The organism is Mesorhizobium sp. W050, from assembly GCF_054719535.1.
This window is the reverse complement of record NZ_JBTTIH010000001.1, coordinates 2,992,702-3,018,136: the sequence shown is the minus strand read 5'-3', so window position 1 is coordinate 3,018,136 and position 25,435 is coordinate 2,992,702. Positions and strand designations below refer to the sequence as shown.

The window sequence follows — 25,435 nt, the reverse complement described above, 5'->3', positions numbered from 1 at the left end:
AAAGCCTCACTCCATCCGCCCACGCGCTTCCACCTTCAGCGTTTCCAGCACCTTGTCACCGTCGATCAGATGCACCTGGTCGAACAGGTTGGTCACCACGCAGCAATGATCAGGCACCACGCGCACGCGCTCGCCAATGCGAAGCTTCGCACCATTTCCAAGCGTGACCGTGCCATGTTCCTCGCTCAAGCTGGTGACGCGGGCGCCGGGCATGCCGAGCAGCTCGCCAAAATCGGCGAGCCCCAGCGTGTCGCTGGACAGCGCCTTGCTGCCGCTGTCCAGGATGGCGCGGGCCGGCGTCGGATGGCTGACCACGGTGGCGAGCACCGTCAGCGCACAATCGTCGAGCGTGCCGACGCCTTTGGCGACCTGGTAGCGGTCGAGGTAGATGTAGGTGCCGGGGCGGTATTCGGTCACCACGCTGTCCTCGCCCGAGCGCCACATGTCAGGCGTGCCGCCGCTGGAGATGCGTTCACAGGCGAGGCCCGATGCCGCGAGCGTTTGTTTGGCGCCGGCCAGCCACGATTCAGCCTCGGCGGCGCGGCCGGCCGCGGGGTAGGTCATCAGCCCGCCGAAGGTGAGCCCCTTGGCTTGGTCGATCAACTTCGCCAGTGCCAGCGCCTCGGCGGCGCTTTGCACACCACAACGGCCCATGCCGGTGTCGCATTCGACCAGGACGGGCAGGGGGTGCCCTGCATCGGTGAAGGTGGCGGCGAGCCCCTCCAGCGTTTCGAGGCTGTCGGCCGTCACTGACAGTGTCACACGGCCATGCAGGGCCTTGAGCCGCTCCAGCTTGGCGCGGCCAAGGATGTTGTAGGGCAGGAAAATATCGGTCAGCCCGGCATCGGCCATCACCTCGGCTTCGCCGATCTTCTGGCAGGTGATGCCGACCGCGCCGGCCGCCACCTGCTTCTTCGCCCAATAAGGCAGCTTGTGCGTCTTGATGTGCGGCCTGAGTTTCAGCCCGTGGCGGTCGGCATGCGCCTGCGCTCGTGTGATGTTGGCTTCGGCGCGGGCTGCGTCGATGAGGATCGCCGGCGTGTCGAGGTCGTCTATGCCTTGCATGAAATATCACCCTGGGAAATCTGGCTGACTTATGGCCCCGATCCGCACGGATGTCATGGGGCCAGCACGCAGTTTGCGTCGACACCGCAGCGCTGTTCGGCTATGCGCTTCAGATAACTCCAGGGAACGCGACGCGAAGGGATCACGATCATGAAACGCTCCACCGTCAACGACATCATCCGCGATGCAGACGCCTTCATCCGCTCGTTCGGCTACATCATGCCGCCCTTCGCCTACTGGAGCCCGGAAGAGATGAAGGCGCGCAAGGCCGACTCCGCCGCCATTTTCACCTCGCGGCTCGGTTGGGACATCACCGATTACGGCCAGGAAAAATTCGACGAACTCGGCCTGTTCCTGTTCACCGTTCGCAACGGCGTCTATGCCGACATGAAGAAGGGCATGGGCATGCTTTACGCCGAGAAGATCATGATCTCGCGCAAGGATCAGCTGTCGCCGATGCACCGCCACAACATCAAGGCCGAGGACATCATCAACCGCGGCGGCGGTAAGCTCGTGCTTGAACTGTTCATGCACGATCGCGACGGCGGCATCGATCCGAAGGCCGAAGTGACGGTGCCGGTCGACGGCACCATCCACAGGCTGCCGGCAGGCGGGCTCCTGAAGCTCGACCCGGGCCAGAGCGTGACGCTGCTGCCCGGCGTCTGGCACGCCTTCTGGGCCGAGGGCAAGGATGTGCTGATCGGCGAGGTCTCGACCGTCAATGACGATCTCACCGACAACGTCTTCCGCGAGCCGATCGGCCGCTTCTCCAACATCGACGAGGATGTCGCGCCGGTGCACCTTTTGGTGTCCGACTATGAGAAGTGGGTGGGGTAGGCGAGGCCTAATCGCCCCAATTCACCTGCTGAAAGAACGTCCAGATGCTGATCGTGCTGTCATCCCGATCGCTCGTGCTGTGCAGCGTCAGGACAATATCCACGGTGGGCGGCGCCTTGATCAAGACTGTGATCAGGCGCGCGCTGCCGTCAGGCACGATACCTATGCCTGAGGTCATTTCCCAATTTCCGTCGGCTTGCTGAAGTCGGGAAGAAGTATCTCCGAATTGCTCCCTCATCGATGCATCGTTTGGAAACGGTTCGTCGGTGAGTTCTGCAAATTCCTTCCAGGATCCGGAGACTGCCGCCTGAATGGCGCGTTCTATTCTGGCTTTTTCCGCTTCGCTAACTTGAGCCGGCATCCCGAACTCCGATCTACCGCTGGTACTTATCCGCCTTACGCGTCCCCAGCAGAAGCTTGCGCTCAAGCTGTGCCCGCAGCTCGCCATAATAGGCGGTGAGGAAGGCCCTGGAATCGACCGGCTCGACCATCATGCCGATCTTGCGCCCGATCGTCTCGGCCACGGCTTTCAGTGCGAAATAGTCGTCGCGGCGCAGCACCTCTTCCAGCTTGTGCAGTTCGGCGATGCCATAGGCATCGAGCTGCGCCTGGGTGAAGCGGAAGGCGCGGGTAGTGGTGTCCTGGCGTTGCGACAGGTCTTCGACCAGCGCCAGTTTGGGCGCCTCGACCACCCAGGTTCCGGCCAACAGGTCGCCGATGCGCATGCGGTCGCGGTTGAACAGCGGGAAGAGCGCAAACAACAGCGTCCACACCATTCCGAAGATCGTCGACAGCGTGTCGGCGAGCCCCATCTCGCTGCGGCCAAGGATGATCGACAGCGGCAGGAATATCTCGATCTCGCGCATCAGATTGCGGGCAATGACCTGATCGACTGACAGGCCGGCGCCGCTGCGCGACGCCACCCGGATGCCGAGCATCCGTTTGCCGGGCGTGGCGGCGCGGCGGCCGGCTTCGAAGACGATGAAATAGGCGTTGCGCAGGAAGAAGATCAGGATGATCCAGACGATGAACAGCGGCTGCGCGCCTTCGCCTTTGAGGCCGGCCAGCCCGAACAGTGCAATGATCGAGATCACGATCGCCGTGACGATGATGATGACAAAGTCGAGCAGGAAGGCGGCGGCGCGAGTGCCGGCATCGGCGAGCTTGATCCGGAGACCGACCCCTTCCGGCGTGATCAGCGGCCGTATGGTCGAGACGGCAGCACGCCTAGCGGTCGCCATGCCGCACCACCCTGAACACATAGAAATAGCAAAGCCACAGCGTCAGCATGCCGCCGCCAATGGCGTAGCGTGTCACGTCGCTGGTGATCACCTGCCGACCGATGCCTTCGAGCAGGCCGGCAAACAAAAGCATGATCGTCACGCCGACCATGGTGGTGGCGGCCACGCGCCCGGCATCGGCAGCAGCCGTCATCCGCGTCAGTTCGCCGGGGAAGGCGATGCGCGTGCCGATGCGCATGCCGGCGGCGCCCGCCAAGGCGATCGCGAAGATCTCGGTGGTGCCATGGATGGACAGCCATCCGCCCAACTCCAGGCCGAGCTCCTTGGCGACGTAGATCTGGAACATCGCGCCAAGCAGGCAGCCATTCATCAGGATCAAGAGCACGCTCGGCACCGCGAAGGCAAAGCCCAGCGCGAAGGCCAGGATCGCCACCTGGACATTGTGCGTGAACAGATAGGCGGCGAAGCCCGACAGGAAATTATTCTCGGTGCCGTCATAAAGCACCTGCCGCAGCACTTCGGCCGAGGCATCCGGGTTGCGCCCGCCGGCCAGGCTCGGCGGAATGATGGCGTCGAACCAGCCCTTGTCTTTGGCCACCAGCCAGTAGCCGGCGCCGGCGCCGACAAAGGTCAGGACGACCGACAGCAAGGTCTCGCGCCACAAATCGCGAATGGCGTGTGGCCAGTCATGCAGGAAGAAGTCGCCGATGCGCTGCCGCAGGCCGCGACGTGCGCCATAGAGGTAGAAGTAGCCGCGCAGGCAAAGCGCTTCGAGATAGCTGACCAGCGCATTGTCGAGCGACGTCGCCCGCGCCACCGAAAGCGAGGACAGCGCCGAGCGGTAGAGCAGTGGCAGCGACAGCAGTTCGTCTTCCGACAGCGTGCGTGGCGCACGTTTCTCGACCCGGGCAAGCAGCGCCTCGAACGCCTTCCAGTCGGCCTCGCGCTCCGAACGGAAGCTCGCCAGCGACTGGCGCACCGCATCCTTGCCGACCAGCGCGTTCACAACAGATCCTCTCGCTTCAGCTCGAGATAGCGCTCGACCAGCGCCGGTCCGAGCCTCTGATGGTCGGCTTCGATGACATGCGCGCCGAGCAGCCTGAGCCTGCCGATGACGACCTGCCTTTCGCGCAGCAGCCCGCCGGCGACGACGGAGCGCGCCACATCCTCTGGTGTGTCCGGCGGCATGTCGGCCAAGGTCTCCAGCTCGACATCCTTCATCATCATGAACAGCACCAGATGGCGTTCGGTGAGCCGGCCTACTGTGCGCAGCATCAGTTCGGCGCTGATCGGATCGACGAAGTCGGTGAAGATGATCACCAGCGAGCGTCGGTCGAGCTTTGCTGCAAGGGTCGTCAGGGCAAGGGTGAAATTGGTCTCTTCGGTGGAATAGTCGATTTCCGCCGCCCGCTTCTGGATCATGGCGAAGCTGGCGGAGCCGCGCACGGCGCCGCTGGAAACGCGCGGCCGCGCGTCGAAGCCGAACAGGGAGACCATGTCGCCGCCCTTCAGCGCAATGAACGCCGACAGCAAGGCTGCGGTGACGGCGCGGTCGACCTTCGGCACGCCGTCGACGGGCTCGCACATCAGCCGGCCGCTATCGATGGCCAGCACGATGTTGTTGTTCTCCTCGATACGGAATTCGCGCGCCAGAAGCCTGCCGTGGCGGGCGCTGCGCTTCCAGTCGATCATGCGCCGGCCCATGCCGGGCTGGTAGTCCTTGAGCGCCTCGAATTCGCGGCCCTGGCCGGCGCGGCGCTGCGCATGGCCATCGGGCAGCGCCTGGCGCTGCAGAAGCGTGATCGCCTCGTCGCGGGCGCTGCTGACGTTGGGCAGCACCGCCACCTTGCCGTCCATCGGCAGCACGACCTGGTTCCAGACCAGCCCGAACGGCCCGCGCCAGCGCACCCACAGGCGATCGAACCTGGCAATGCCGCGCCGCAGCGCCTGAAATTTGAGATCGAGCGATGCGCTGCCGGCCTCGGCGGTCAACGCGCCGCCGGTGCCGCCCAGCGGGGCCAGCCGCTCGTCATGGCCGAGGCGCGCCTGCACCGCGCGCGACCGTCTGCTGAGCCCGGCAGTGACATGGACGGTGAACTGGCCGCCGACGCTGACTTGCGGCGGGGCATGGATGCTGGCATCCAGGGAAGCGCGTCCGCGCCCGGCGGCGGCGTCCACGGCCAGGAAAGCAAGCAGCGCGCAGATCCACAACAGGCCGAGATACCACAGCGACGGCAGCGCGAGCGCGATCAGGAAGGCCGGTATTGCACCTGCCGCACCTGCCCAGACTGCCCGGCCGCTCGGATAGATCAACGTGGCGCTTCCGTCTGGTCGACCAAGTCGGTGACGATCTGCTCGACCAGGCGGCCGTCGATCTGCGCCGCCGGCGACAGGATCACGCGATGGCGCAGCGCCGGCACCGCAAGCGCCTTGACGTCGTCGGGGATGACATAGGCGCGCCCGTCGAGCGCTGCCCGGGCGCGTGCGGCTCTCGCCAGCATGGCGCCCGCACGCGGGCTGGCACCGACTTCCAGATCGGGGCTGGCGCGCGTGGCCCGCACCAGCCTTGCGATATAGTCCACGACGTCGTCGACAATCGTGACCTCGCCGACGGTCGCCAACGCCTTTTCCAGCGTCTTGCGGTCGGCCTGGGCGGTGATGCCGTATTGCTTGATATCGTGCGAGGCGGTGCCGCCGCCATGATGGATGATGATCGCCTTTTCCTCTTGCGGGCCGGGGTAGCTCACCCGGTGCTTGAACAGGAAACGGTCGAGCTGGGCCTCGGGCAGGGGATAGACGCCCTGATGCTCGATCGGGTTCTGCGTCGCCACCACCATGAAATTCTGGCCGAGCGCATGGGTGGTGCCGTCGAAGGTGACGGCATGTTCCTGCATCGCCTCCAAAAGGGCGGCCTGGGTCTTGGGCGGCGTGCGGTTGATTTCGTCGGCGAGCAAAAGGTCGCAGAAGATCGGGCCGCGCGTCAGCGTGAATTGCCCGGTCTGGAAATTGTAGATGTTGGAACCGACGATATCGCCGGGCATCAGGTCGGGCGTGAACTGGATACGGCCATAGGCGACCCCCAGCGCCTGGGCAAAGCAGCGCGCCGTCATCGTCTTGGCCGTGCCCGGCGGTCCTTCGAGCAATATATGCCCGCCGGCGAACAATGCCGTCAGCATCAGATCGACCGTATCGTGTTGCCCGGTGATGGCCTTGGCCACCTCTTCCCTGATCTGTGTCGCCAGGGCCTTCACATCATCGACGTTCACCGAGCCTCCTTGCCGTCCAGTCGTGCAGCTTTTCGGCTGCATCATGCATTTGTGTCAGGGTCTTTGCCGCGTTCGCAGCTTGCAGGCGGGTCGTGAAACCGCCGGCTTCGTCCTTGTCGCGGGAATCGAGCCAGCGGTCGAGCGCTTCGCCCTGCAAACCGTGCGGCGCGCCGAGCAGCGCGCCGGCGCGCACGCGTGCCAGTGCTCCATAGCGGTCGCCCAGTTCCTCCAGCCGGCCAGCGCGGCGCAACAGCATCGCCGTGGTATCGACCAGCGCGCGCTTGCCGAAGGCGATGGCGCGCTGATCGGCCCGCGGCGGCCCGAACCGGCCAAGGCCATGCAGGAAGGCAAGTGCCGCCGCCGCCAGGATGGTCAGCGTCAGCGCCAGGAAGGGCGGCTCGACCAGAAGCTTGGCGAGATCGTATTTTCGCCCGACGCCATGCAGCGTCAGGTCGAACATGACGGCACCCTCTTCGGGCTGCAGGAGCTCGATCAGCTTGAGCGCCGCCGCCGCCTTGTCGGGATCTTTCAAGCCGGCGTTATTGATGAGATCGGGGTCCGTCAGAATGTAGAACCGCTCGTCTTCAACCTCGGTCAGCACGGCCTTACCGTTGCCGGCGGCAATCAGCGGGTGTTCGTCGGCCACCCATTGCAGCTGGCCGGGAACGCTGACCATTTGCCCTGCGACGTCGAGTTGCTTGGCCATGGTCTCACCTTCGCCGAGCGTCGCCTTGGCGATGCGGCCGAGCCAGTCGTTGACCATCACATCCGGCAGCCGCTGGATCTTCATCTCCCAGCCCTCATGCTGGAACAGCGGCAAGGTCGCCCATTTGGGCAGAACGAACAGCGTATCCAGGCCCTTGCGAAGCTTGATGATGTTGGCGAGCGCATCCGGGTCGCTGTCGGGCGAAATGGTGACGATCAGCAGCATCTCGGTCTCGAGATCGCTGTCGGACCGCGCCATGTCGGGCGCTTCGCCGGTCAGCTTCAGCCATTGCGCCAGACCGGCATAGCCGATGCCGCTCTTCGACAGCGGCGTTGCGCCACCGACGCTCGGCTGGCGAAAGTCGGGCGCATAGGTGGACAACAGGAAGAAGCCTGCGGCCGCGAGCAGGCTGGCGAAAATGCCCCAGAACAGCGTCCTGCGGCTGAACGGTTCCTGCTGGGCGATGTCGGCTGTCGCGTCACTCACGTCCAGGCATCCCTGAAGACGAATCGCTCATAGGCGCTGCGCGCCTCCTGCCAGCCCTCGGGCCCGACCGGCCGGCGCGCGAACAGAGCGGCCTCGACGATGCGCGCGATCTGGGTAAAGGCGCCACGCGCCCGCGTTGGCAGCGACGCCGCTCCCGCGATATCGCGCGCGGTCAGCGACGGGCGCAGGAAGTCGGGCAGGCGGCCGGCAATGTCGGCAACGCTGCGGCGAAGCAGGAGATGCACCGCCTCGTCATACTCGCCCCGGGCGGCCAGCGCATCGGCTTCCGACAGCAGGACCTGCGCGGCGCCAACGTCGGGGTGCCATGTCGCTTCCGCCTCGGTCACGCTCTTTTTGCGCCACCAGGGCAGGCGCCAGGCGACGCCTTTCACTTCAAGGACAATCAGCAGCAGAATGATCGCGGCACCTGTGATCACCGCGCCCCAGAACAGGTAGATCATGTACGGGCCGAGCGATTTCAGGAACTCGCCCAGCGGTCTCAGCCACTCGGGTGTCTCGGGTGGTCTGTAGGCCGGCAGGTCGAACTGGATCGAATCCTCTGACAGCAACTGCTTGTGCAGTTTGGCCAGCCATTCGGCTTGCGCAGCGTCCGGCTGTGCAGCAGTCACCTTTTCGCCCCCCCTGCAACCTGCGGTTCGCGGGCCGACACTGACAATACGCCAAGGCAATTGCAAGCGGCGGCAACCGCAAGTATCAATATCGGTGATTTATACTTTCTGATTTCGGGTATCCATTAGTCGGGGGGAATGTAACATGACGTCAATCGCGAGCGAGCGGCCGGAACGGTTCAGCATCGGCAGGGCTTTCAGCAATACGTTTTCGGTAATCGGACGAAGCTTCGTCCCACTTGCCGCCATCGTCGGCCTTTTTTCGACGCTGCCTGCGCTGCTGTACAACATCTGGAGCTTTAGACAGATTGCAAAGATAGCAGTACCTGGGGCGAGCTTCGAGCAATCGGCGATGGCGGGCTATGGTGCCGTTTCGATGATTGCCGGCCTGGTGCTCCTGATCTTGGCCTTTCTGGCGCAGGCGGCGCTGGTACGAGCGACAATCGAAGATTTGAACGGCAAGCGCCCGTCGATTGGCGATTGCATTCAGATAGCCTTGCGCAGCTTCCTCCCCACGCTCGGAATTGGTCTTGTGATCATCGTGGCAATGTTTCTGGTGGCGATGATATTAACGGTCATCACCATGGCCATCCCCATCGTCGGCGGTGTGATTGCACTTCTGTCGCTCATCCCCATAGCCATGTGGCTGATCAGCATATCGGTGGCTGTGCCCGTCGCAGTTCAGGAAAGGCCTGGCGTCTTCGCCTCGATTTCGCGAAGCAGGGCGCTGACGAAGGGAAGCCGCTGGCGGATATTCGCGCTGTTTCTGGTCCTCGGCATTGTTGCGATAGGGCTACAAGTGGTTTTCACCTTGCTGTTTCAGGCTGCTATTGCGAGCGGCGGGATCAGCACGACCGGTCTCATCGCCGCTGCCATCGGAAGCAGCCTGCTGTCGACAATCGTTTCGGCGGTGATTTCGGTGGCGATTGCCGTCACCTATGTCGAGCTGCGCCAGGTCAGGGAAGGCACCAGCGTCGACGAACTGGCGGAGATCTTCTCGTAACGAAGGTTTTGGCCCGAGAACAGCCAGTCATGTTGGCGCGATTGGCCGGGATCTAGCTCGGGCCGGAAGGGGTAATCGTGGCATCGACGGCGTCGGCGCGGCTTGAGAAGTTCCAGATCGGCAGGGTTTTCAACAACACCTTCGCCGTGATCGACCGCAATCCCGGTCTGATGATTGCTTTGGCGGCGCTTTTCCTGGTCCTCCCAGCAGTTGCGCTCAATCTGTCGAACCACTGGAATGGCGGCCCCAACGGCTACATCGCCACACCTCCACTCGGCGCGAAGTGGGTCATTATGAGCAGCTCGTTCTTATCGCTCGTTTTAAGCCTGATCTATTTCGTTTGCGCGCTGTTGTTCCAGTCCTCGCTGGTGCAAGCGACGATAGAGGACCTGAACGGCAAGCGCCCGGCGATCGGCGACTGCATCCAGATAGCCTTGCGCAGCATATTCCCGACGCTGGGGGTGGGGCTGATTGTCTTTTTGGCCATGATCCTTGGCCTCATCGTGATGGGCATCGCCGGAATGTTGGTGCCGATCTTCGGAGCGATCATTGCCTTCGTGGTGTTGCTCGTTGCCGGCATCAGGTGGCTGCTCGGCATATCGGTTTCCGTGCCGGTGCTGATGCAGGAGCGGCTTGGCATGTTTGGCGCGATGTCGCGCAGCCGTGCTCTGACAAAGGGCAGCCGCTGGCCGATGTTCGGTGTCTTTCTGATCCTGTTTTTGGCGGCGCTTGCCTTCCAGATGATGTTTGCCTTGCTGATCGGCCTGATTTTCGCTTTCTTCAGCGGCCTCTCGACGGTCGCCCTGATTTTCGGCGCTATCGGAAGCGTCCTTATCGCGACGGTCGTGTCCACGGTGGCATCGGTGGCCATTGCGGTCGCCTATGTTGAACTTCGCCAGGTTAGGGAAGGCACCAGCGTAGACGAACTGGCGGAGATTTTCTCTTAGAAGGCGAAGCCGACTCGGCTGGTCCGGCGGCGGGGATTTCAGTGACAACAGCTTGGCCCCGCCTCCGCGCTCGTCCGACACAGGCACGACGAGGTGATCGCCACATCCCGCGCGAGCTGGACATGGTCGAAGCAGCGTTTGGCCGCACGGTTAGCCTCGTCCTTGCCGTGCTCCTTCCAGGTGAGGTTGTAAAAAGGCCCGGCGGCATAGGCGATGCCCCAATGCACGAATGCGCAATCAGGATCTGTCTCCAGCGCCTTTTCGAAGCACTTTATGCCTTCCTCATGGTTGAAGCCGTAGCACCAGTTCAGCCCGATATCGAACCAGCGCTGCGTCTCGGCCGAGGCGGTGGAGATTGGACGGCGATAGGTGCCGAGGTCGAAGTGGTCCATGCGTTCTCGTGCAAAATATCGCGGCCAAAGTGTATCAGGCCTTGAACTCAATCTTGGGGTGCTGACCTAGGTAAAGTGCGAAGCAATCTGTTCGACAGGGTCCTTGTCTGGGCGCACCAAAAGCCAGAAGATCAGCCCTGTAGCGCCACCGAGTATCCCTATGAAGGAGCATGCATAGAGAACTCCGCCGATTCCCAATGGAGGACTCCACTTAATGAGGCCGAAGACAAACGCTGGAACAAAAACTGCCAGAAAGCCAACGACGACGTATACCCAAAAAAACTGCCAGCGCCGTCGGGTGAGGACATAGAAGGCCGGAATTCCTACCACCGCCTCCACAACATAGAAAACAAGGGTTACGAAGATGAAGCCCGACAACGGCCCCGTCTCAGGGTGGTTCGCATGCCAATTGTAGCCGGGCAGGATCGCCGGAATAATGGGTGCAAGAATGAAAGCCCAACGGGCGCGCATGTGTATTCTCCGGAATGACGCGAGCCCACAGCGGCGCCTCGTCGACACACCAGACCGATCCACGATCGCCGCGTCAAGACAAACACCGTCGTAAATGCTCGGAGTGCGCTGCAGGTATTTACCTGAGCGACATACCGCTCAGGTGCCAGCCGGTATGCGGCGTCCCCGAACGATCACCCCTCCAGCCACACCTTCTCAAAATGCTGTTCCAGCGACTGGTGCTGTTCGCAGCCTTGCACGCCCTTGCGGTAGGTGCGGTAGACCGAGCGCCAGTAGGGCTGGATGATGATGCCGGCATCGCGCAGATTCTGTTCGATCCTGGCCATGATCTCCTTGCGCTGGGCGGCGTCCGGCGTTGCCAGCGCCTTGTCGAGAAGCGTGTCGAATTCCTTGTCGGCATAGGCGCTTTCGTTCCAGGCGGCGCCCGATTTGTACGCGAGCGCCAGCACCTGGACGCCGAGCGGGCGGCCCAGCCATTCGGTTGTGGAGAAGGGGTATTTGCTCCAGTCGTTCCAGAAGGTCGCCGCCGGCAACACGGTGCGTTTGATCTTCAGGCCAGCCTCGCGCATCTGCGCGGCGATCGCGTCGCCGGTGCTCTTTTGCCATTCGATGTCGACCGAGATCAGCTCGAATTCGTGGTCGGCCTTGCCGGCTTCAGTGAGCAGTTTCTTGGCCTGATCCATGTCGCGCTTGGCCGGGCCGATATCGGCAAATTCCGGATGCATCGGGCCGACATGGTGGTTGTCGGCCGGCTTGCCGCGCCCGCCGAGGCCGAGCGCCAGCACGGCGGAATTGTCGACGGCAAGCTGGGCGGCGCGGCGCACCTTGACGTCGTCATAGGGTGCGTTGCCGACATTGAAGCGGGCAACGATGGTCGAGCCGGTGGCGATCTCGGAATTTTGCAGGCCCATCTGCTCGGTCTGCGACACGGCGTCGGAGGCGGTCTCGTGGTCGGTGTCGATCTCGCCGGATTCAAACGCCGACAGCATGGCGTTGGGGTCGGAGCCGTAATCGACCCATTTGATGCCGTCGAGGTAGAAGTCGCCCTTCCACCAGGGCTTGTCCTTGCGCTTGACCTCAGCACTTGTCTCGGCATTCCAGCTGACCAGCTCGCAGGGTCCGGTGGTGATCGCCAGTGCCTTCATCGGATCGTCGCCGCCTTCATAGGAGCGGTGCATGATCAGCGCGGGGTAGTCGGCCATGCCGGCGATCAGCGAAATGTCGGGCTTCGGCAGATTGAGCTTTACGGTGAAGTCGTCGACCTTCTCGATGCCGCCGTCGACCGGCTTCTTGGTGTCGGCATTGACCAGCGCGCCCATGCGCGCGGCGACCGAATTGCCGGCAATGGAAGCATCGCACCAGCGGTTGAGATTGTGGATGACATCGTCGGCGTTGAAGGCGTCGCCATTCGACCAGGCGATGCCCTTGCGCACATGCAGCGTCAGCGTCCTGGCGTCGTCGCTGGTTTCCCAGCTTTCGAGCAGCCACGGCTCGAAGGTGAAGTCGCGGTTCCAGCGCACCAGATATTCGTTGCAGTGGCGCGCCACATTGGACATCTCGACACCGTCGAAGGTGCGCGGATCCTTGAAACCCTTGACGTTCATGGCGACGCGCAAGGTGCCGCCGCGCTTCGGCTCCTCTGCCCGGGCGGGCGACGCGCTGAGGCCGCCCAATGCCAGTGCTCCGGCCGCGCTGACGCCGAAGCCGGCCATGATGGCGAGATATTCGCGCCGGTTGACGCCGCCCTTTGTGAAATCTTGGGCGACGGGTTTGGCCTGCGGGTGCAAATTGCGGTCGGTCAGCATGAATTTCATCGTCGTTCCCTCTTTTGTCGGGCGCCCCGACGGTCCGCCTCCGCTGGGGCGGATGCGATCATCGGGCGCCGTTGCCTGAGCAGGTGATGATAAAGCGGGCCGACCCCGGGAAATGTTCTCTTTTCCGCAATTCTTGTGCGCCACTCCGCAGAGGTAGACGGCCAATCTCCCCCCTTGTGGGGGAGATGTCCGGCAGGACAGAGGGGGGCGCTGTCCCGCCATCCCGTCTGCCGACTGGAGTATCTTCACAGATAATCGTTGCGTTGATTTAGGATACTGAAGGGCCGCGATCCTTCGCGCCCCCCTCTGGCCTGCCGGCTTTCGTCGTTCGGAAAGCCAAGCAATTGGCTTTCCATCCGCTACGCGGACCACTCCTCAACCCCCACGAGGGGGAGATCAGCGCTTCGCCGCCTCAATACGGCCAGTCGTTCTTGCCGAGCACGGCGACGGCGGCGATGGCTGCAAGCGTGCACACGAACGCCTCGCCGGCGCGCGGAACATTTTTGCGGGCGCGCAGAAAACTGTGCACGAGGCGGTTCTCCTCATACCACCAGGCGCGGCCGCCGGCGGCAACGACGCGGTCGCGATAGGTCTCGCCGTCCGACGACAGCGGATCGCACTGGGCAGTGATGATGACAGTCGGCGGCAGGCCGGAGAAGTCGTTGTCTTTCAGCGGAGAAAAAGTCGGGTCGTCGGGCGACTGTGCCGGGGCAGCGCGAATGGTGCGGTAGAACGCGATGTCGCGCAGCGTCAGCAACGGTGCCTCGGCATGTTCGACATAGGAGCCGGCACTCTCGTCGCCGCCGAGGCCGGGATAGATCAGCACCTGGCCAACCGCGCGGCGCGGGTGGCGGCGCGACGCATGGGCGACCGCGGCGGCAAGGTTGCCGCCGGCGCTTTCGCCGACGAGCACGATCGGCAGGTCCGTTGTCACCGCCGCCCATTCGAACACGGTCAGCGCGTCGTCGAAGGCGGCCGGGTGGGGATGTTCCGGCGCCAACCGGTAGCCAACCGAGACAACGTCGAAGCCGGTGCCGGCGCAGATTTCGGCGCAGATGTCGTCATGGCTGTCGAGCCCGCCAAGCACAAAGCCGCCGCCATGATAGTAAAGGATGACGGCGCGCACGGGCTTGCCCGCCATCCGATAGTAGCGGATCGGGATGGCGTGCCCTGCATCGGCGGCGATGATGCCGTCGCTGGCCGAAACCCCCTTGGGATAACCCTGATGGAAGGCGCGGCACATCGCATCATAGACCGACCTTTGCTCGGCGATCGGCAGTTCGGCGATTTCGGGTGGGAACCAGTCATTGACCAGGTCGATATAACCCCACAGTGCCGGATCGAGCAGGGTGGCGTATTTCCCCCGCCTGGCCATCTTGAGCTTGTGGACCGTGCCCATCTCTCAGAGCTCGCCGTAGAGCCGTTCGGCGTTTTCAAAGGTGAAGCGCAGCGGCACCGAGCCCTCGACCCGCCATGCATCGACGGTGTCGCCCGCCATCAGCCGGCACGCGTCTATCGTGTTGGTGACGGCGCCGCCATAGAGCCGGTTGGCAAGGTTGAGGATGGCGGTCTGGTGCATGGCGGCACTGCCGCTGCCGCATGCATCCTTGACCAGAAGCACACGAAAGCCGGATGCCACCGCGTCCTTCACGGTGGCGTCGATGCAGGCCTCGGTCCAGACGCCGGCGACGATCAGCCATTCGATGCCGCGCGCCTTGAGTTCGGTTGCGGCAGGCCCGGCGCCGAAGGCGCTGGCCTGCGTCTTGACCAGCATCGTCTCGCCGGCCGCGGGCGCCACTTCCGGGCAGATTTCCGTCAGAGGATCGCTCTTGTCAGAAAAGGCGGACTTGCCGTCGTCGTCGAGCGGATGGAACCGACGCGCCTTGGCGGTATCGACGACATAGGCCCAGTGATAGAGCGGCACGAAGTTGCGCCGCGCCGCCGCCTGCAGGCGCTGGACATTGGCAAGCACCTCGCCAAAACCTTCGACCAGATAGCGCTTGTCCTGCCGATGCTCTTCCTGGAGGTCGATGAACGCCGCGGCGACCGTGCCGCGTTTGATCGAGATGCGGCTTTTCATGCGGATAGGCCTTGGTTCGCGACCAACGCCGCCGCTCTTCTCGCAAGGGCAGCGCAAGCGATGGAGATTGGTCGTCGTCCTCCGAACTTCGTCATCCCAGGGCGAAGCAGCCGCGCAGCGGCGTCGCGGAGACCCGAGGATCCATGCCGTGACGCTGGTCGGAGAGTGCGGCGGAGCAGAACTTGCACCGTTGGGGCGCGGATGAGTCCCGGCATGGATCCTAGGGTCTGCGCCGCGTCGCTGCGCTCCTTGCTTCGCCCTAGGATGACGAAGGCATAGCTGCCGCGACTATTCCCGAAGGTTTGCGATACCGCGCTGACGTTAGTGAGGGACGCTGCGATCAAACCTGCTTCTCCAGAAATTCATCCTCGTAGGGAAAGCGCGACAGAAGCTCGGTGCCGGTGTCGGTGATCAGGATCTCGTCCTCCAGCTTGACGCCCTCGCGGCCGCCTTTCTCGCCGATATAGCTTTCCACGCTCACCACCATGCCGGGCACGACAACACCGTCGCGGCCGTAGGTTTCATAGTCCATGGCGTGCGCTATGAACGGCGTCTCGCCATGCATGCCGACGCCGTGCATCACCGAGGTATAGCGCTGGTCGACGAAACGGTCCGGGATTTTCCACGCTCTTTCGGCGATCTCGCGAAAAGCCATGCCCGGCCTGACGATCGAAATGTTGTGCTGAACCTGGTCGTGCGCCATGCGGTAAAGCGATTTCTGATAGTCGGTCGGCTTGCCCGGCCCGCAGCGGAAGGTGCGCGAAAAATCGGAATAATAGCCATAGCAGCCGATCGTGTCGGTATCGAGCGCCAGAAGCTCGCCCGGCCGGATCTTGCGGCCGCTGGCCTCGTTGAACCACGGATTGGTGCGCTGTCCCGAGGTGAGGAGCCGCGTCTCGATGAACTCGCCGCCCTGGCGGATCACCTCGCCATACATGATGGCGAACAGCTCATTTTCGGAGACGCCGGGTTTTATCGCCTCGCGCACGGCGTAGACGGCGGCTTCCGCACCCGCCATCGACACCTGCAGACATTTGACTTCCTCGGGCGTCTTGACCGCCCGCACCGCCAGGATTTCGCCCTGGCAATCCCTGACGTCGCAGCCGCGCTTTTCCAGTGCCAGCGCCTGCAGATGGCTGCAGCGGTCGAGCCCGAGCTTCATCGAGCCGCCGCCGTGCTTCGTCAAAAGCTCGGCGATCTCGTCGGCGAAGGGGCCGGCGGTTTCGTCGTCGCGGCCCGACACCGAAGACCATACCAGCTTGGACGGCCGCGCCTCGTCGATCGTGTCGAGCACCATCGAGACATGGTAGCTCTGCGGGTACTCGAACAGCACGATCGGCCCGTCGGTGGGGATGAAGAAATAGCGCGTCGAGTTGCGCAGGAAATAGCCGAACATGTTGCGCGAGCCGGTGGCGTAGCGCTGGTTGTAGGGGTCGAACAAAACCACGCCCCCATAGCCCGCCTCGCGCATCCAGCCGCGCAGCTTGGCCAGCCGGCCCTTGCGCAAGGCGTCGGCATCGATGAAGGACGGCTCGGTATCCGACAGCCACATGCCGCCGGCGGAGTCGGCCGCGACCGGGTGGCGCATGCGGTCCTTGAAATCCACATCCTCGGTGCTGTCGGGGTCGAAAACGACGATGCTCATTGGGTGCGCCTCCTGAAGGGCTAGACCATAGCCATGCGCCGAAAAATGTCTGTGCGAGAATCCGCAGATGTCGTGCGAAATGCCGCAAGAAGGGCATGGATACAAAGGGCAATGTTGCGATCCTTCGCGCCCCCCTCTGTCCTGCCGGACATCTCCCCCACAAGGAGGGAGATTAGCAGCTTTCGCGTCCCGCTCGCCCTGCAACGTTGGTGATTGGCGAAAGCCGAGGCGACATCTGATCTCCCCCCGTGTGGGGGAGATGTCCGGCAGGACAGAGGGGGGCGCTGTCCCGCCAGCATCTCACCGCGTTAGCGCGCAGCGCCCTCTAATGCCGCCGCATCGCCTTCGGCGCGTGCCCATGCTCCTCGCGAAACGCTCGGGCAAAACTTGACATGGACGCGAAGCCGCAGGCCAGCGCCACGTCTCGCACCATCAGCGTCGAATGGGCCAACAGGTCGGCGGCGCGCCGCAGCCGGAGCCGCCGGTAATATCCATTGGGCGAAATGCTGAGCTGGGCGCGGAAATTGCGCTCCAACTTGTCGGAGGAGACGCCGAGCCTTGCCGCCAGTTCCGTCATGCCGAGCCGCTCTTCCACCGCATCCTCCATGATGGCGATGGCCGACAGCACCAGTTCGTTCTGGACGCCGGTGCGCAGCCTGAGCGGCATCAGCTTGCGGTCGACGCTCGAGCGCAAGGGGCTGTGCACGAACCATTCGGCAACGCCCGTCGCGAGCTCGCCGCCATAATCGTTGGTGATGATCTCCAGCATCATGTCGAGGCTGCCGACGCCGCCGGCCGAGGTGAAGCGCTTGCGGTCGATGACATAGAGGTCGCGCCGAAGCTCGATATCCGGGAAGGCCTCGGTGAAGGCGGCCTGGCTGGTCCAGTGCAAGGTGCAGGCATGGCCGTCGAGCAGGCCGGCCCGGGCGAGGAAGAAGGCGGCGTCGGCCACCGCGCCGATATGGGCGCCGGCGCGCAGGCTCCTGCGGATCCAGGCAACCGCATCGTCCGCGACAAGCAAGTCCGCATTGCCGCCGGAGCAGACGACGATGCGGTCGACCTTCGGTGCGCTCGAGGCTGAGAATCCCGGTTGTATGACAACCCCATTGGATGCCTCGACCGTGCCCTGGTCGGCGCCGACGATCACCCAGCGGTAACAATCGCGTTTGGCCAGCACGTTGGCGGCGCGCAATGGCTCGATCACCGAACTGAACGCCATCATCGGAAAGCCGGGAAAGACCAGCACGGCGAAGGTGAGGGGACCTTCGCTCGCTGCGGGTTGCGCCCGGTCGTGTGTTTGGCTGGCACGGTCGGTATTCACAATTGTGTATTTCCTGGGAGCGTCATTGGTGGCAGACAGGAAATGTAGCGGGCTTTTTGGCCCGCCGGCAATGGAGACGACGCCATGTTTGCGGCCCAGACCATCGACAGCACCGACAAGCCGGCCTTCTACCGCGAACTGGCCACCCAGTTGAAGGCGCTGCTGGAAGGCGAGAGCGACTCCGTCGCCAACGCCGCCAACACATCGGCGCTGATCTTCCAGATGGTGCCCGATCTCAACTGGGCCGGCTTCTATTTCCTGGCGTCCGACGAGGAGCTGGTGCTTGGACCGTTCCAGGGCAAGCCGGCCTGCGTGCGCATCGCCGTCGGCAAGGGCGTGTGCGGCACCGCGATCGATCTCGAAATGTCGATGCTGGTCAAGGATGTGCACGAGTTTGCCGGCCACATCGCCTGCGACGCCGACTCGCGCTCGGAACTCGTCGTGCTGCTGAGGGACAGTGACGGCGTCTTCGGCCTGATCGACCTCGACAGCCCGACGCCCGGCCGCTTCGACAAGGACGACCAGGCCGGCATCGAGGCGCTTGCCGCGATCTATGTCGCGGCGAGTTCGTTCGAGGACTAAGCGAACTTCACCAGCATCAGGCTGAAGCAGCCGATGAACAGGAAGGCGCAGGAGGCGAGCGCCAGCGGGCGAAGGCCGCGCGAGCGCAGCTGCGAAATGTTGGCCTGCAGACCCATGGCGGCGAGCCCCATGGTCAGCATGATGGTGGTGGCGAACGCCATGGCCGACTTCACTTCGGCCGGCACGGCAACCAGGCTGTTCAGCGCCACGACGGCGACGAAAGCGGCGACGAACCACGGCATCGGCGGCCGCGCACCGGATTGGCTGCTTGGGCGATCGCCATTGCTCTTGCGGCGCGTCATCAGGCCGAGCGCGATCACCATCGGCGCCAGCAGGGCGACGCGGGTCAGCTTGGCGACGGTGGCGATCTCGCCGGACTGGGCGCCGTTCTGGAAGCCGGCGCCGATGACCTGTGCCACCTCGTGGATCGAGGCGCCGGCCCACAGGCCGAATGCGTGCTGGTCGAGGCCGAGCACCGGCGCCAGCAGCGGAAAGCCGAGCATGGCGACGGTGCCGAACAGCGTGATCGAGGCGACGGCATAAGTGACGTCCTCGTCGCGCGCATCGGTGACGATGTTGGTGGCAACGATCGCCGAAGCGCCGCAGATCGAGGTGCCGGCGGCAATCAGCTGCGCCAGCTTGGCGTCGACGCCGATCAGCCGGCCAAGCGTAATGGTGAAGACGAAGGTCGCTCCAAGGGTCAGCGCCACGATGCCGACGCCGCCGGCGCCGATGTAGACGACCTGGCCGAGCGTCAGCTGAAAGCCGAGCAGCACGATGGCAAAGCGCAGCAGGCGCTTCTGCGAGAAGGCAATGCCGGCCTTGGCGTGGGCGGGCGTGCCGAGCACGTTGGAATAGATCATGCCGGCGACGACGGCGAGGATCATCGGGCTGAACAGCGCGAAGCCGGAGACATTATGGGCCGAGAAGGCCACCCCAGTGATCATCGTCACCAGCACGATCCCGGGGATGACGCCATTCCACACGGAATCGAGCCGCTTCCGGCCCACGGCCAGGTCGGCCGATATCAGGCTGATCGGAATATCGTTCGCTAGCTGGGCGGCGGAAGACAATGCAATTCTCCGGGCAAGTACCTCAGGAGAATGTCATTCCAGAATCGATCTTTACAACGAATTGTTCTTGTTGGAATGATCGATTTTTGCGAACGGTCGGCAATGCCTTCAATCTAGCCTGTGCCATGCAAACATGATGACTGGCTCGGTTATGCAGCTTGACGCTCTGCGTCTTGCACTCCAGCGTGGCGTCATGTCCATTTTCTCGCTCGCCATCGCCCAGCGACGTCGCCTCTGCACAGTGCGGAGCGGCAAGGCGCGACGACAAAGACCGGCACACTAAACCGCTTCGTTCGTTCCAGCCCCGCCCGCGATGTCTGCCGGCGGGGTTTTCATGTCTGGAGCCTCTGCCATGTCCAATTCTTCCATCCTGTTTCGGCCGGCCCAACCGGCGGACGCTGCCGCCATCAAGGACATTGTGCGTTACGCCTATGCCAAATGGGTGCCTTTGATCGGCCGCGAGCCGCTGCCGATGCGCGCCGACTATGACAAGGCGGTCGCCGAACATCCGTTCGATCTCGCCATCGAAAATGGCCGCATCGTCGGCATGATCGAGACCATCCTGGCCGACGATCATCTCTGGATCGAGAATGTCTGCGTCGCGCCACAGGCGCAGGGCAGGGGCATCGGCCGGCTGTTGCTGGAACGGGCGGAGCAGAAGGCGCTGGAGGCCAGCTGCTTCGAGCTGCGCCTGCTGACCAACGGCGCCTTCATGGCCAATGTGTTGTTGTACAAACGGCATGGCTATACGATCAACCGGGAGGAGCCGTTCATGAACGGCATGACGGTCTATATGAGCAAGAAATTGGGTGATGGCCGATAACAGGGAGGATCGGATGGCAGTCAGGGTCCGGTTGAAGCCGCTCACGGGGCGGTATGCGGTTTCGCGCCTCGAAGCAAAAGACAGCATTCCCGGCTGGGCGGACGGGCCGGGCTTCGTCAGCATCACCAGGACAGAGGACGAGCTTTCGGTCGTCTGCCTGCAGGATCGGGTGCCGGACGGGGTGAAGCATGACAGGGACTGGGTCGCCCTGAAACTCCAAGGTCCCTTTGCCTTCGACGAAACCGGCATCGTCCTGTCGGTGATAAAGCCATTGTCGGAAAGCGAACTCGGCATTTTTCTGGTATCCACCTTCGATGGTGACCATCTGCTCGTCAAAGCCAAGGATGAAGCCGCGGCAAGGGGGCTTCTGGTCGCGGCGGGGCACACGCTTCTGTAGCCGTAGGCTCAATCGCCCGCCCTTGCGTTTGACATCGCTCTTGCCCCATCGTTATCCCCGATACGACGATCTGGCGATCGCCCCCATCAATTCAGAATCCCCCGAGGAGAAGCCCGTGTCACACAATCTGCAGTTCTATATCGACGGCGTGTGGGTCGATCCTGTCGTGCCCAGCACACTCGACGTCATCGACCCGTCAAACGAAGATGCTTTCGCGCAGATTTCGCTCGGCTCAAAGGCCGATGTCGACAAGGCGGTTGCGGCCGCCAAGCGCGCCTTCGAGACATTCGGCTTCACTTCGGTCGAGGAGCGCCTCGATATCCTCAACCGCATAATCGAGGTCTACAAGAAGCGCAGCGCCGATCTGGCGCTGGCCGTATCGCGCGAGATGGGCGCGCCGCGCCAGATGGCACTCGACAGCCAGGTCGGCATTGGCCTGGCACATCTGCGGAAGATGGCCGAGGTGCTGAAGTCGTTCGAATTCCGCCACGTCAAGGGCTCGTCGCTGATCGTCAAGGAGCCGATCGGGGTCGTCGGCCTGATCACGCCGTGGAACTGGCCGCTGAACCAGATCACCTGCAAGGTCGGCCCCGCCCTTGCCGCCGGCTGCACCATGGTTCTGAAGCCCTCGGAAATCGCCCCGCTCGACGCCATCATCTTTGCCGAAATCATCGACGAGGCAGGCGTTCCCAAGGGCGTCTTCAACCTCGTCAACGGCGACGGCCCGGGCGTCGGCCAGGCGCTGTCCAGCCATCCCGATGTCGACATGATGTCGTTCACCGGGTCGACCCGCGCCGGCATCCTGGTCGCCAAGGCGGCCGCCGACACGGTCAAGCGCGTGCATCAGGAACTCGGCGGCAAGTCGGCCAACATCCTGTTTCCCGATGTCGATCTCGAAAAGGCCGTCAGCAAGGGCGTCGCCGGCTGCTTCAGCAACTCGGGCCAGTCCTGCAACGCGCCGACCCGCATGTTCGTGCCGCGCGACCGCCATGACGAGGCGACCGGCTACGCCAAGACGGCGGCCGAAAAATTGACCGTCGGCCCGGCCGATGCGGCCGGCACCAAGCTCGGCCCGGTGGTCAGCCAAATCCAGTACGACAAGATCCAGGACCTGATCCAGGCCGGCATAGATGAAGGCGCGACGCTCGTTACCGGTGGCCCCGGCCGTCCGGCCGAACTCAACCGCGGCTATTACGTCCGCCCGACCGTGTTCGGCGATGTCACATCAGACATGCGCATCGCACGCGAGGAAATCTTCGGACCGGTGCTGGCGATCATGCCTTACGACACAGTGGAAGAGGCGATCGGCACGGCCAACGACACTGTCTATGGGCTGGCGTCCTACATCCAGGCCAAGGACATCCAGAAGGCCCGCGAAGTCGCCGCCCGAATGCGCACCGGCACTGTCTACATCAACTATCCCCAATGGGACGCCGGCCTGCCATTCGGCGGCTACAAGCAATCCGGCAACGGCCGCGAATATGCCGAATACGGGCTGGAGGATTTCCTCGAGATCAAGGGCATCGCGGGGTATAAGGCAGCGGAGTAGGGGCTACCCCTTGGGGACCGGCAACCAGCCGGTCCCGAGGCTTCAGCTCTCACAGGTGCGGCTTCACTCTTCCCGGAAAGCTTTCTGGATCTGATCCGACAGCGGCTTCACCAGATAGGAAAGCATCGTCCGGTCGCCCGTCGGGAAGAACACTTCGGCCGGCATGCCTGGCGCCAGCGCCAGCCCGCGCAGCTTGGCGACCTCGGTTTTGGGCAGCGTCACCCGCGCCACATAGAAGGCTGCTCCGGTGCGCTCTTCGATGGTGAGATCCGCCGAGATCCGCGACAGCGTCCCGGTCAGCTCCGGCGTGGTTTGCCGATTGAAGGCCGACAGGCGCAAAATCGCATTCTGGCCCATCGTCACCTGGTCGATATCCTGCGGCGCGATATGCGCTTCAACGGTCAGGTCGTCCGTCACCGGTACGATCTGCATCACCTGTTCGCCGGGCGTGATCACCCCGCCGATCGTATGCACGGCCAACTGCAGCACCACGCCATCCTGCGGGCTGCGCAGATCGATGCGCTTCAACTGGTCCTCGGCCGCCACCTTGCGTTCGACGAACTCGGAGATCTTCCCTTGGGTTTCGCGTAAGTCGGTTGCGACCTCGCTGCGAAGGTCCTGGTCGATCTGGATAATCTGCAGTTCGATCTCGGACGCCTTGCCTTTCACCTGGGCTATTCCCGCGGTCAACTGGCCATGCTCGCCTTCGAGCCGCACCGCGTCCCGTTCCAGCGCCGTCATCCGCTCGATCCCTATCAGCTTGCGACGCCAGAGCGACCGCACCCCTTCCAGCTCGATCCCTATCAGCTCGATCTCGCGGCGTTTCGCCTGCCGCTGCTCGGTCAGGCCGGCGGTCTCCTGCGTCAACTGGGCGATCCGTTCGCGCAATTGAGATCGCTGGCCGGATCGCGCCTGGTGCCGGAAATCGAACAGCGATTGTTCTCCGGCCATCGATGCGGCGACACCGGCTTCGTCGCGCCGCGATGTCAAAACGTCCGGAAAGCTGATCGTGTCCTTGCCGTCACGCTCCGCCTCCAGGCGCGCCAACCGTGCATAAAACTCATCCAGACCTTTTGAGACGATCGCCAGATTGGCGCGCGTTGTCGTCTCGTCCAGCCGCACCAGAATATCGCCCGCCTTGACCCGGTCGCCCTCCCGCACCCTGATCTCGCCGACCACGCCGCCCGTCGGATGCTGAACCTTCTTTACATTGGAATCGACCACCAGCCGGCCAGCTGCGATCACCGCACCTGACATCTTGGTCACTGCCGCCAGGCCGCCAACACCTCCGACAAGCAGCAGACAGGTAGCAACGCCAGCCACGAGATAGCGGCGGACCTGCCGATGATGCAAAGCGGATCTGTCCTCGCTCATGCCGGAACGCCTCGCTCCGTGGCGGCAACGACCTTGAGCGGCGCTGCCGATCGGAAGACCTTGTTCAGCACCTCGTCCTTCGGACCGAAGGCCTGCACATGGCCATTGGCCATCACCAGCACCGTATCGACATTGGCCAGCACACTGGACCGGTGCGCGACGACGATAACGATGCCGCCGCGTTCCCTGATGCCCTGGATCGCTGCGGACAAGGCCACTTCACCCTCCGAGTCGAGATTGGAATTCGGCTCGTCCAGGATGACCAGGAACGGATCGCCATAAAGAGAGCGCGCCAGCGCGACACGCTGGCGTTGCCCCGCCGAGAGCGAGGCGCCGGCTTCGCCGACCTTTGTGTCGTAACCGTCGGCCAGATGCACGACGAGATCATGCACGCCGGCGGCCTTGGCTGCCGCAAGCACCATGTCGGACGACGCATCCGGGTCGAAGCGGGCGATGTTCTGCGCGATCGTGCCGTCGAACAACTGCACATCCTGCGGCAGATAGCCGATATGTTTGCCCAACTCGTCGGCCGGCCACTGGTCAAGCGTCGCGCCGTCCAGCCGCACGGCGCCGCGCGCCGGCAGCCAGACACCTGCAAGCGTACGCACCAGCGATGATTTGCCGGAAGCACTCGGGCCGATGACCCCCAGGCCAGATCCCCTGGCCAGTGAAAAACTTGCATCCCACACCACCGGCGTCCGTTCGCCCGGCGGCGCGACACTGACATTCTCGACCGCCAGCGCGCTGACAGGGGCAGGCAGGGTCACGCCGGTTGCGCCTTCCGGCAGCGCGGACAACAGCTGCTTCAGGCGTGCCCAGCTTTGCCTCGCCGAAATGAAACCCTTCCAATGCGCTATCGCCAGTTCGATCGGAGCCAGCGCCCTGCCCATCATGATCGAGCTTGCGATCATGATGCCGCCGGTCGCCTCTTGCTTGATGACCAGATAAGCGCCGATCGCCAGCATTGCCGACTGCAACATCAATCGCAGGATCTTGGAAATCGTGCCAAGCGTTCCCGCGACATCGCTGGCTGCCGCATGGGCGTTCAAGTACTCGGCATTGACGGCAAACCACCGCTCGGCGATACGCCCGCCAAAACCCATAGCCTGCATGGCTTCGGCATTGCGCCTTGTCGCCTCGGCCAACGTGCTGCGGACGGCCGCGTGCTGTCCGGCGATCCTTGTCGGGCCGCGGGTCCGGAATTCGGCCAGAAGCGTCAGTGCAAACAGGACAACGGCGCCGGCAAGCGCGGTAACGCCGATCCAGAAATGAAAAATGAAACAGATGCCGATATAGAGCGGCATCCATGGCAGGTCGAACAAAGCGGTCGGTCCGGCACTGCCGATAAAGGAGCGGACCTGATCGAGATCCCGTAGGGGTTGCAGCCCGTCGCCGGAAGGCTTGGCGCGCAGCGGCAGGCGCATCAGCGCCGAATAGACCGACGGGCTCAGCTTTGCGTCCAACCCCTGTCCCAGCCGCACCATAAGGCGAGAGCGGATCAGCTCCAGCACTCCCTGAAACACGAACAATGTTCCCGCAAGCACCGCCAGGCCGACCAGCGTCGGCACGCTGCGACCCGGAACGACGCGGTCATAGACTTGCAACATGAAGAACGAGCCGGTCAGGGTCAGCACGTTGACGACCCCGCTCATCAGGACGATGCCCGAAAACGCACGTCGAAAGGACGCCAGGATTCCGACCAGCGTAAGCGGCGTCGATGGCGTCAGCTGCATG

At 63.6% G+C, this 25,435-nt stretch carries 24 protein-coding genes and 1 pseudogene; 7 read left to right on the top strand and 18 right to left on the bottom strand.

Annotation, left to right across the window (positions count from 1 at the left end; translation table 11 throughout):
• Window positions 1-6 precede the first annotated feature (6 nt).
• Window positions 7-1,065, bottom strand: a complete 1,059-nt coding sequence (locus tag ACYG9Y_RS14655; RefSeq protein ID WP_023739273.1) for a D-TA family PLP-dependent enzyme — start codon at window positions 1,063-1,065, stop codon at window positions 7-9.
• 150 nt (window positions 1,066-1,215) lie between these two features.
• Between ACYG9Y_RS14655 and ACYG9Y_RS14650 the strand changes: the two genes are divergently transcribed.
• Complete coding sequence (locus ACYG9Y_RS14650) at window positions 1,216-1,902, top strand: D-lyxose/D-mannose family sugar isomerase (protein ID WP_023694398.1); 687 nt, start codon at window positions 1,216-1,218, stop codon at window positions 1,900-1,902.
• 7 nt (window positions 1,903-1,909) lie between these two features.
• Here ACYG9Y_RS14650 and ACYG9Y_RS14645 read toward each other — a convergent pair whose 3' ends face one another.
• The 7 genes from ACYG9Y_RS14645 to ACYG9Y_RS14615 are packed head-to-tail and all read right to left on the bottom strand — an operon-like array spanning window position 1,910 to window position 8,230.
• The gene (locus ACYG9Y_RS14645) at window positions 1,910-2,263 is read right to left on the bottom strand and encodes a hypothetical protein (protein WP_023702292.1); all 354 of its coding nucleotides are present in this window, start codon (window positions 2,261-2,263) and stop codon (window positions 1,910-1,912) included.
• 13 nt (window positions 2,264-2,276) lie between these two features.
• Entirely contained in the window at window positions 2,277-3,143 is an 867-nt protein-coding gene (locus ACYG9Y_RS14640) for an RDD family protein (protein WP_023739274.1), read from the bottom strand.
• The gene (locus tag ACYG9Y_RS14635; RefSeq protein WP_023739275.1) at window positions 3,130-4,149 is read right to left on the bottom strand and encodes a stage II sporulation protein M; all 1,020 of its coding nucleotides are present in this window, start codon (window positions 4,147-4,149) and stop codon (window positions 3,130-3,132) included. Before ACYG9Y_RS14635 ends, ACYG9Y_RS14640 begins: the two co-directional genes overlap by 14 nt.
• The gene (locus ACYG9Y_RS14630; protein ID WP_023739276.1) at window positions 4,146-5,456 is read right to left on the bottom strand and encodes a DUF58 domain-containing protein; all 1,311 of its coding nucleotides are present in this window, start codon (window positions 5,454-5,456) and stop codon (window positions 4,146-4,148) included. Before ACYG9Y_RS14630 ends, ACYG9Y_RS14635 begins: the two co-directional genes overlap by 4 nt.
• Window positions 5,453-6,409: an AAA family ATPase gene (locus tag ACYG9Y_RS14625; protein ID WP_023739277.1), complete on the bottom strand. Its 957-nt coding sequence runs from the start codon at window positions 6,407-6,409 to the stop codon at window positions 5,453-5,455. The genes ACYG9Y_RS14630 and ACYG9Y_RS14625 overlap by 4 nt, the downstream gene beginning before the upstream one ends.
• Window positions 6,396-7,601 (bottom strand): hypothetical protein, encoded by a 1,206-nt coding sequence (locus ACYG9Y_RS14620; protein WP_023739278.1) that lies wholly within the window; start codon window positions 7,599-7,601, stop codon window positions 6,396-6,398. The genes ACYG9Y_RS14625 and ACYG9Y_RS14620 overlap by 14 nt, the downstream gene beginning before the upstream one ends.
• A complete protein-coding gene (locus ACYG9Y_RS14615; RefSeq protein ID WP_023739279.1) occupies window positions 7,598-8,230 on the bottom strand; it encodes a DUF4129 domain-containing protein in 633 nt (210 codons plus the stop codon). The genes ACYG9Y_RS14620 and ACYG9Y_RS14615 overlap by 4 nt, the downstream gene beginning before the upstream one ends.
• A gap of 145 nt (window positions 8,231-8,375) precedes the next feature.
• Between ACYG9Y_RS14615 and ACYG9Y_RS14610 the strand changes: the two genes are divergently transcribed.
• Window positions 8,376-9,233, top strand: a complete 858-nt coding sequence (locus ACYG9Y_RS14610) for a hypothetical protein (protein WP_031253510.1) — start codon at window positions 8,376-8,378, stop codon at window positions 9,231-9,233.
• Between the two features lie 77 nt (window positions 9,234-9,310).
• A complete protein-coding gene (locus tag ACYG9Y_RS14605) occupies window positions 9,311-10,180 on the top strand; it encodes a hypothetical protein (protein WP_023739281.1) in 870 nt (289 codons plus the stop codon).
• Between the two features lie 59 nt (window positions 10,181-10,239).
• Here the strand turns inward: ACYG9Y_RS14605 and ACYG9Y_RS14600 are convergent.
• The 7 genes and pseudogenes from ACYG9Y_RS14600 to ACYG9Y_RS14570 form a co-directional block, all read right to left on the bottom strand.
• Window positions 10,240-10,572, bottom strand: a pseudogene (locus ACYG9Y_RS14600) (hypothetical protein); the annotation flags it as partial.
• Window positions 10,573-10,638: 66 nt separating this feature from the next.
• A complete protein-coding gene (locus ACYG9Y_RS14595) occupies window positions 10,639-11,043 on the bottom strand; it encodes a hypothetical protein (protein WP_023698040.1) in 405 nt (134 codons plus the stop codon).
• Between the two features lie 173 nt (window positions 11,044-11,216).
• Window positions 11,217-12,857 carry an ABC transporter substrate-binding protein gene (locus ACYG9Y_RS14590; RefSeq protein WP_023739283.1) on the bottom strand — a complete coding sequence of 547 codons (1,641 nt, stop codon included), beginning with the start codon at window positions 12,855-12,857 and terminating at the stop codon, window positions 11,217-11,219.
• 412 nt (window positions 12,858-13,269) lie between these two features.
• Window positions 13,270-14,256 carry an alpha/beta hydrolase gene (locus ACYG9Y_RS14585; protein WP_084014338.1) on the bottom strand — a complete coding sequence of 329 codons (987 nt, stop codon included), beginning with the start codon at window positions 14,254-14,256 and terminating at the stop codon, window positions 13,270-13,272.
• Between the two features lie 3 nt (window positions 14,257-14,259).
• Window positions 14,260-14,937: an isochorismatase family protein gene (locus ACYG9Y_RS14580; protein ID WP_023739285.1), complete on the bottom strand. Its 678-nt coding sequence runs from the start codon at window positions 14,935-14,937 to the stop codon at window positions 14,260-14,262.
• Between the two features lie 340 nt (window positions 14,938-15,277).
• Window positions 15,278-16,582, bottom strand: a complete 1,305-nt coding sequence (locus ACYG9Y_RS14575; protein WP_023739286.1) for a M24 family metallopeptidase — start codon at window positions 16,580-16,582, stop codon at window positions 15,278-15,280.
• 325 nt (window positions 16,583-16,907) lie between these two features.
• A complete protein-coding gene (locus ACYG9Y_RS14570) occupies window positions 16,908-17,804 on the bottom strand; it encodes a GlxA family transcriptional regulator (protein ID WP_352609236.1) in 897 nt (298 codons plus the stop codon).
• Window positions 17,805-17,987: 183 nt separating this feature from the next.
• On the opposite strand from ACYG9Y_RS14570, the gene ACYG9Y_RS14565 reads away from it, so the two are divergent.
• Window positions 17,988-18,485 carry a GAF domain-containing protein gene (locus ACYG9Y_RS14565; protein ID WP_023730524.1) on the top strand — a complete coding sequence of 166 codons (498 nt, stop codon included), beginning with the start codon at window positions 17,988-17,990 and terminating at the stop codon, window positions 18,483-18,485.
• Here ACYG9Y_RS14565 and ACYG9Y_RS14560 read toward each other — a convergent pair.
• Window positions 18,482-19,558, bottom strand: a complete 1,077-nt coding sequence (locus tag ACYG9Y_RS14560; protein ID WP_023739287.1) for a YeiH family protein — start codon at window positions 19,556-19,558, stop codon at window positions 18,482-18,484. The two genes, ACYG9Y_RS14565 and ACYG9Y_RS14560, sit on opposite strands and share 4 nt — an antisense overlap.
• Before the next feature lie 352 nt (window positions 19,559-19,910).
• Between ACYG9Y_RS14560 and ACYG9Y_RS14555 the strand changes: the two genes are divergently transcribed.
• From ACYG9Y_RS14555 to ACYG9Y_RS14545, 3 genes are all read left to right on the top strand, one after another.
• Entirely contained in the window at window positions 19,911-20,381 is a 471-nt protein-coding gene (locus tag ACYG9Y_RS14555; RefSeq protein WP_023739288.1) for a GNAT family N-acetyltransferase, read from the top strand.
• Window positions 20,382-20,394: 13 nt separating this feature from the next.
• The gene (locus tag ACYG9Y_RS14550) at window positions 20,395-20,778 is read left to right on the top strand and encodes an ACT domain-containing protein (protein WP_023705798.1); all 384 of its coding nucleotides are present in this window, start codon (window positions 20,395-20,397) and stop codon (window positions 20,776-20,778) included.
• 115 nt (window positions 20,779-20,893) lie between these two features.
• A complete protein-coding gene (locus ACYG9Y_RS14545) occupies window positions 20,894-22,327 on the top strand; it encodes an aldehyde dehydrogenase family protein (RefSeq protein WP_023739289.1) in 1,434 nt (477 codons plus the stop codon).
• A 63-nt stretch (window positions 22,328-22,390) separates the two neighbouring features.
• Here ACYG9Y_RS14545 and ACYG9Y_RS14540 read toward each other — a convergent pair whose 3' ends face one another.
• Together ACYG9Y_RS14540 and ACYG9Y_RS14535 are read right to left on the bottom strand one after the other, a co-directional pair.
• A complete protein-coding gene (locus ACYG9Y_RS14540) occupies window positions 22,391-23,701 on the bottom strand; it encodes an HlyD family type I secretion periplasmic adaptor subunit (protein ID WP_023705800.1) in 1,311 nt (436 codons plus the stop codon).
• On the bottom strand, window positions 23,698-25,434 hold the full coding sequence (locus ACYG9Y_RS14535) for a type I secretion system permease/ATPase (protein WP_023739290.1): 1,737 nt from the start codon (window positions 25,432-25,434) through the stop codon (window positions 23,698-23,700). Before ACYG9Y_RS14535 ends, ACYG9Y_RS14540 begins: the two co-directional genes overlap by 4 nt.
• Window position 25,435 lies beyond the last annotated feature (1 nt).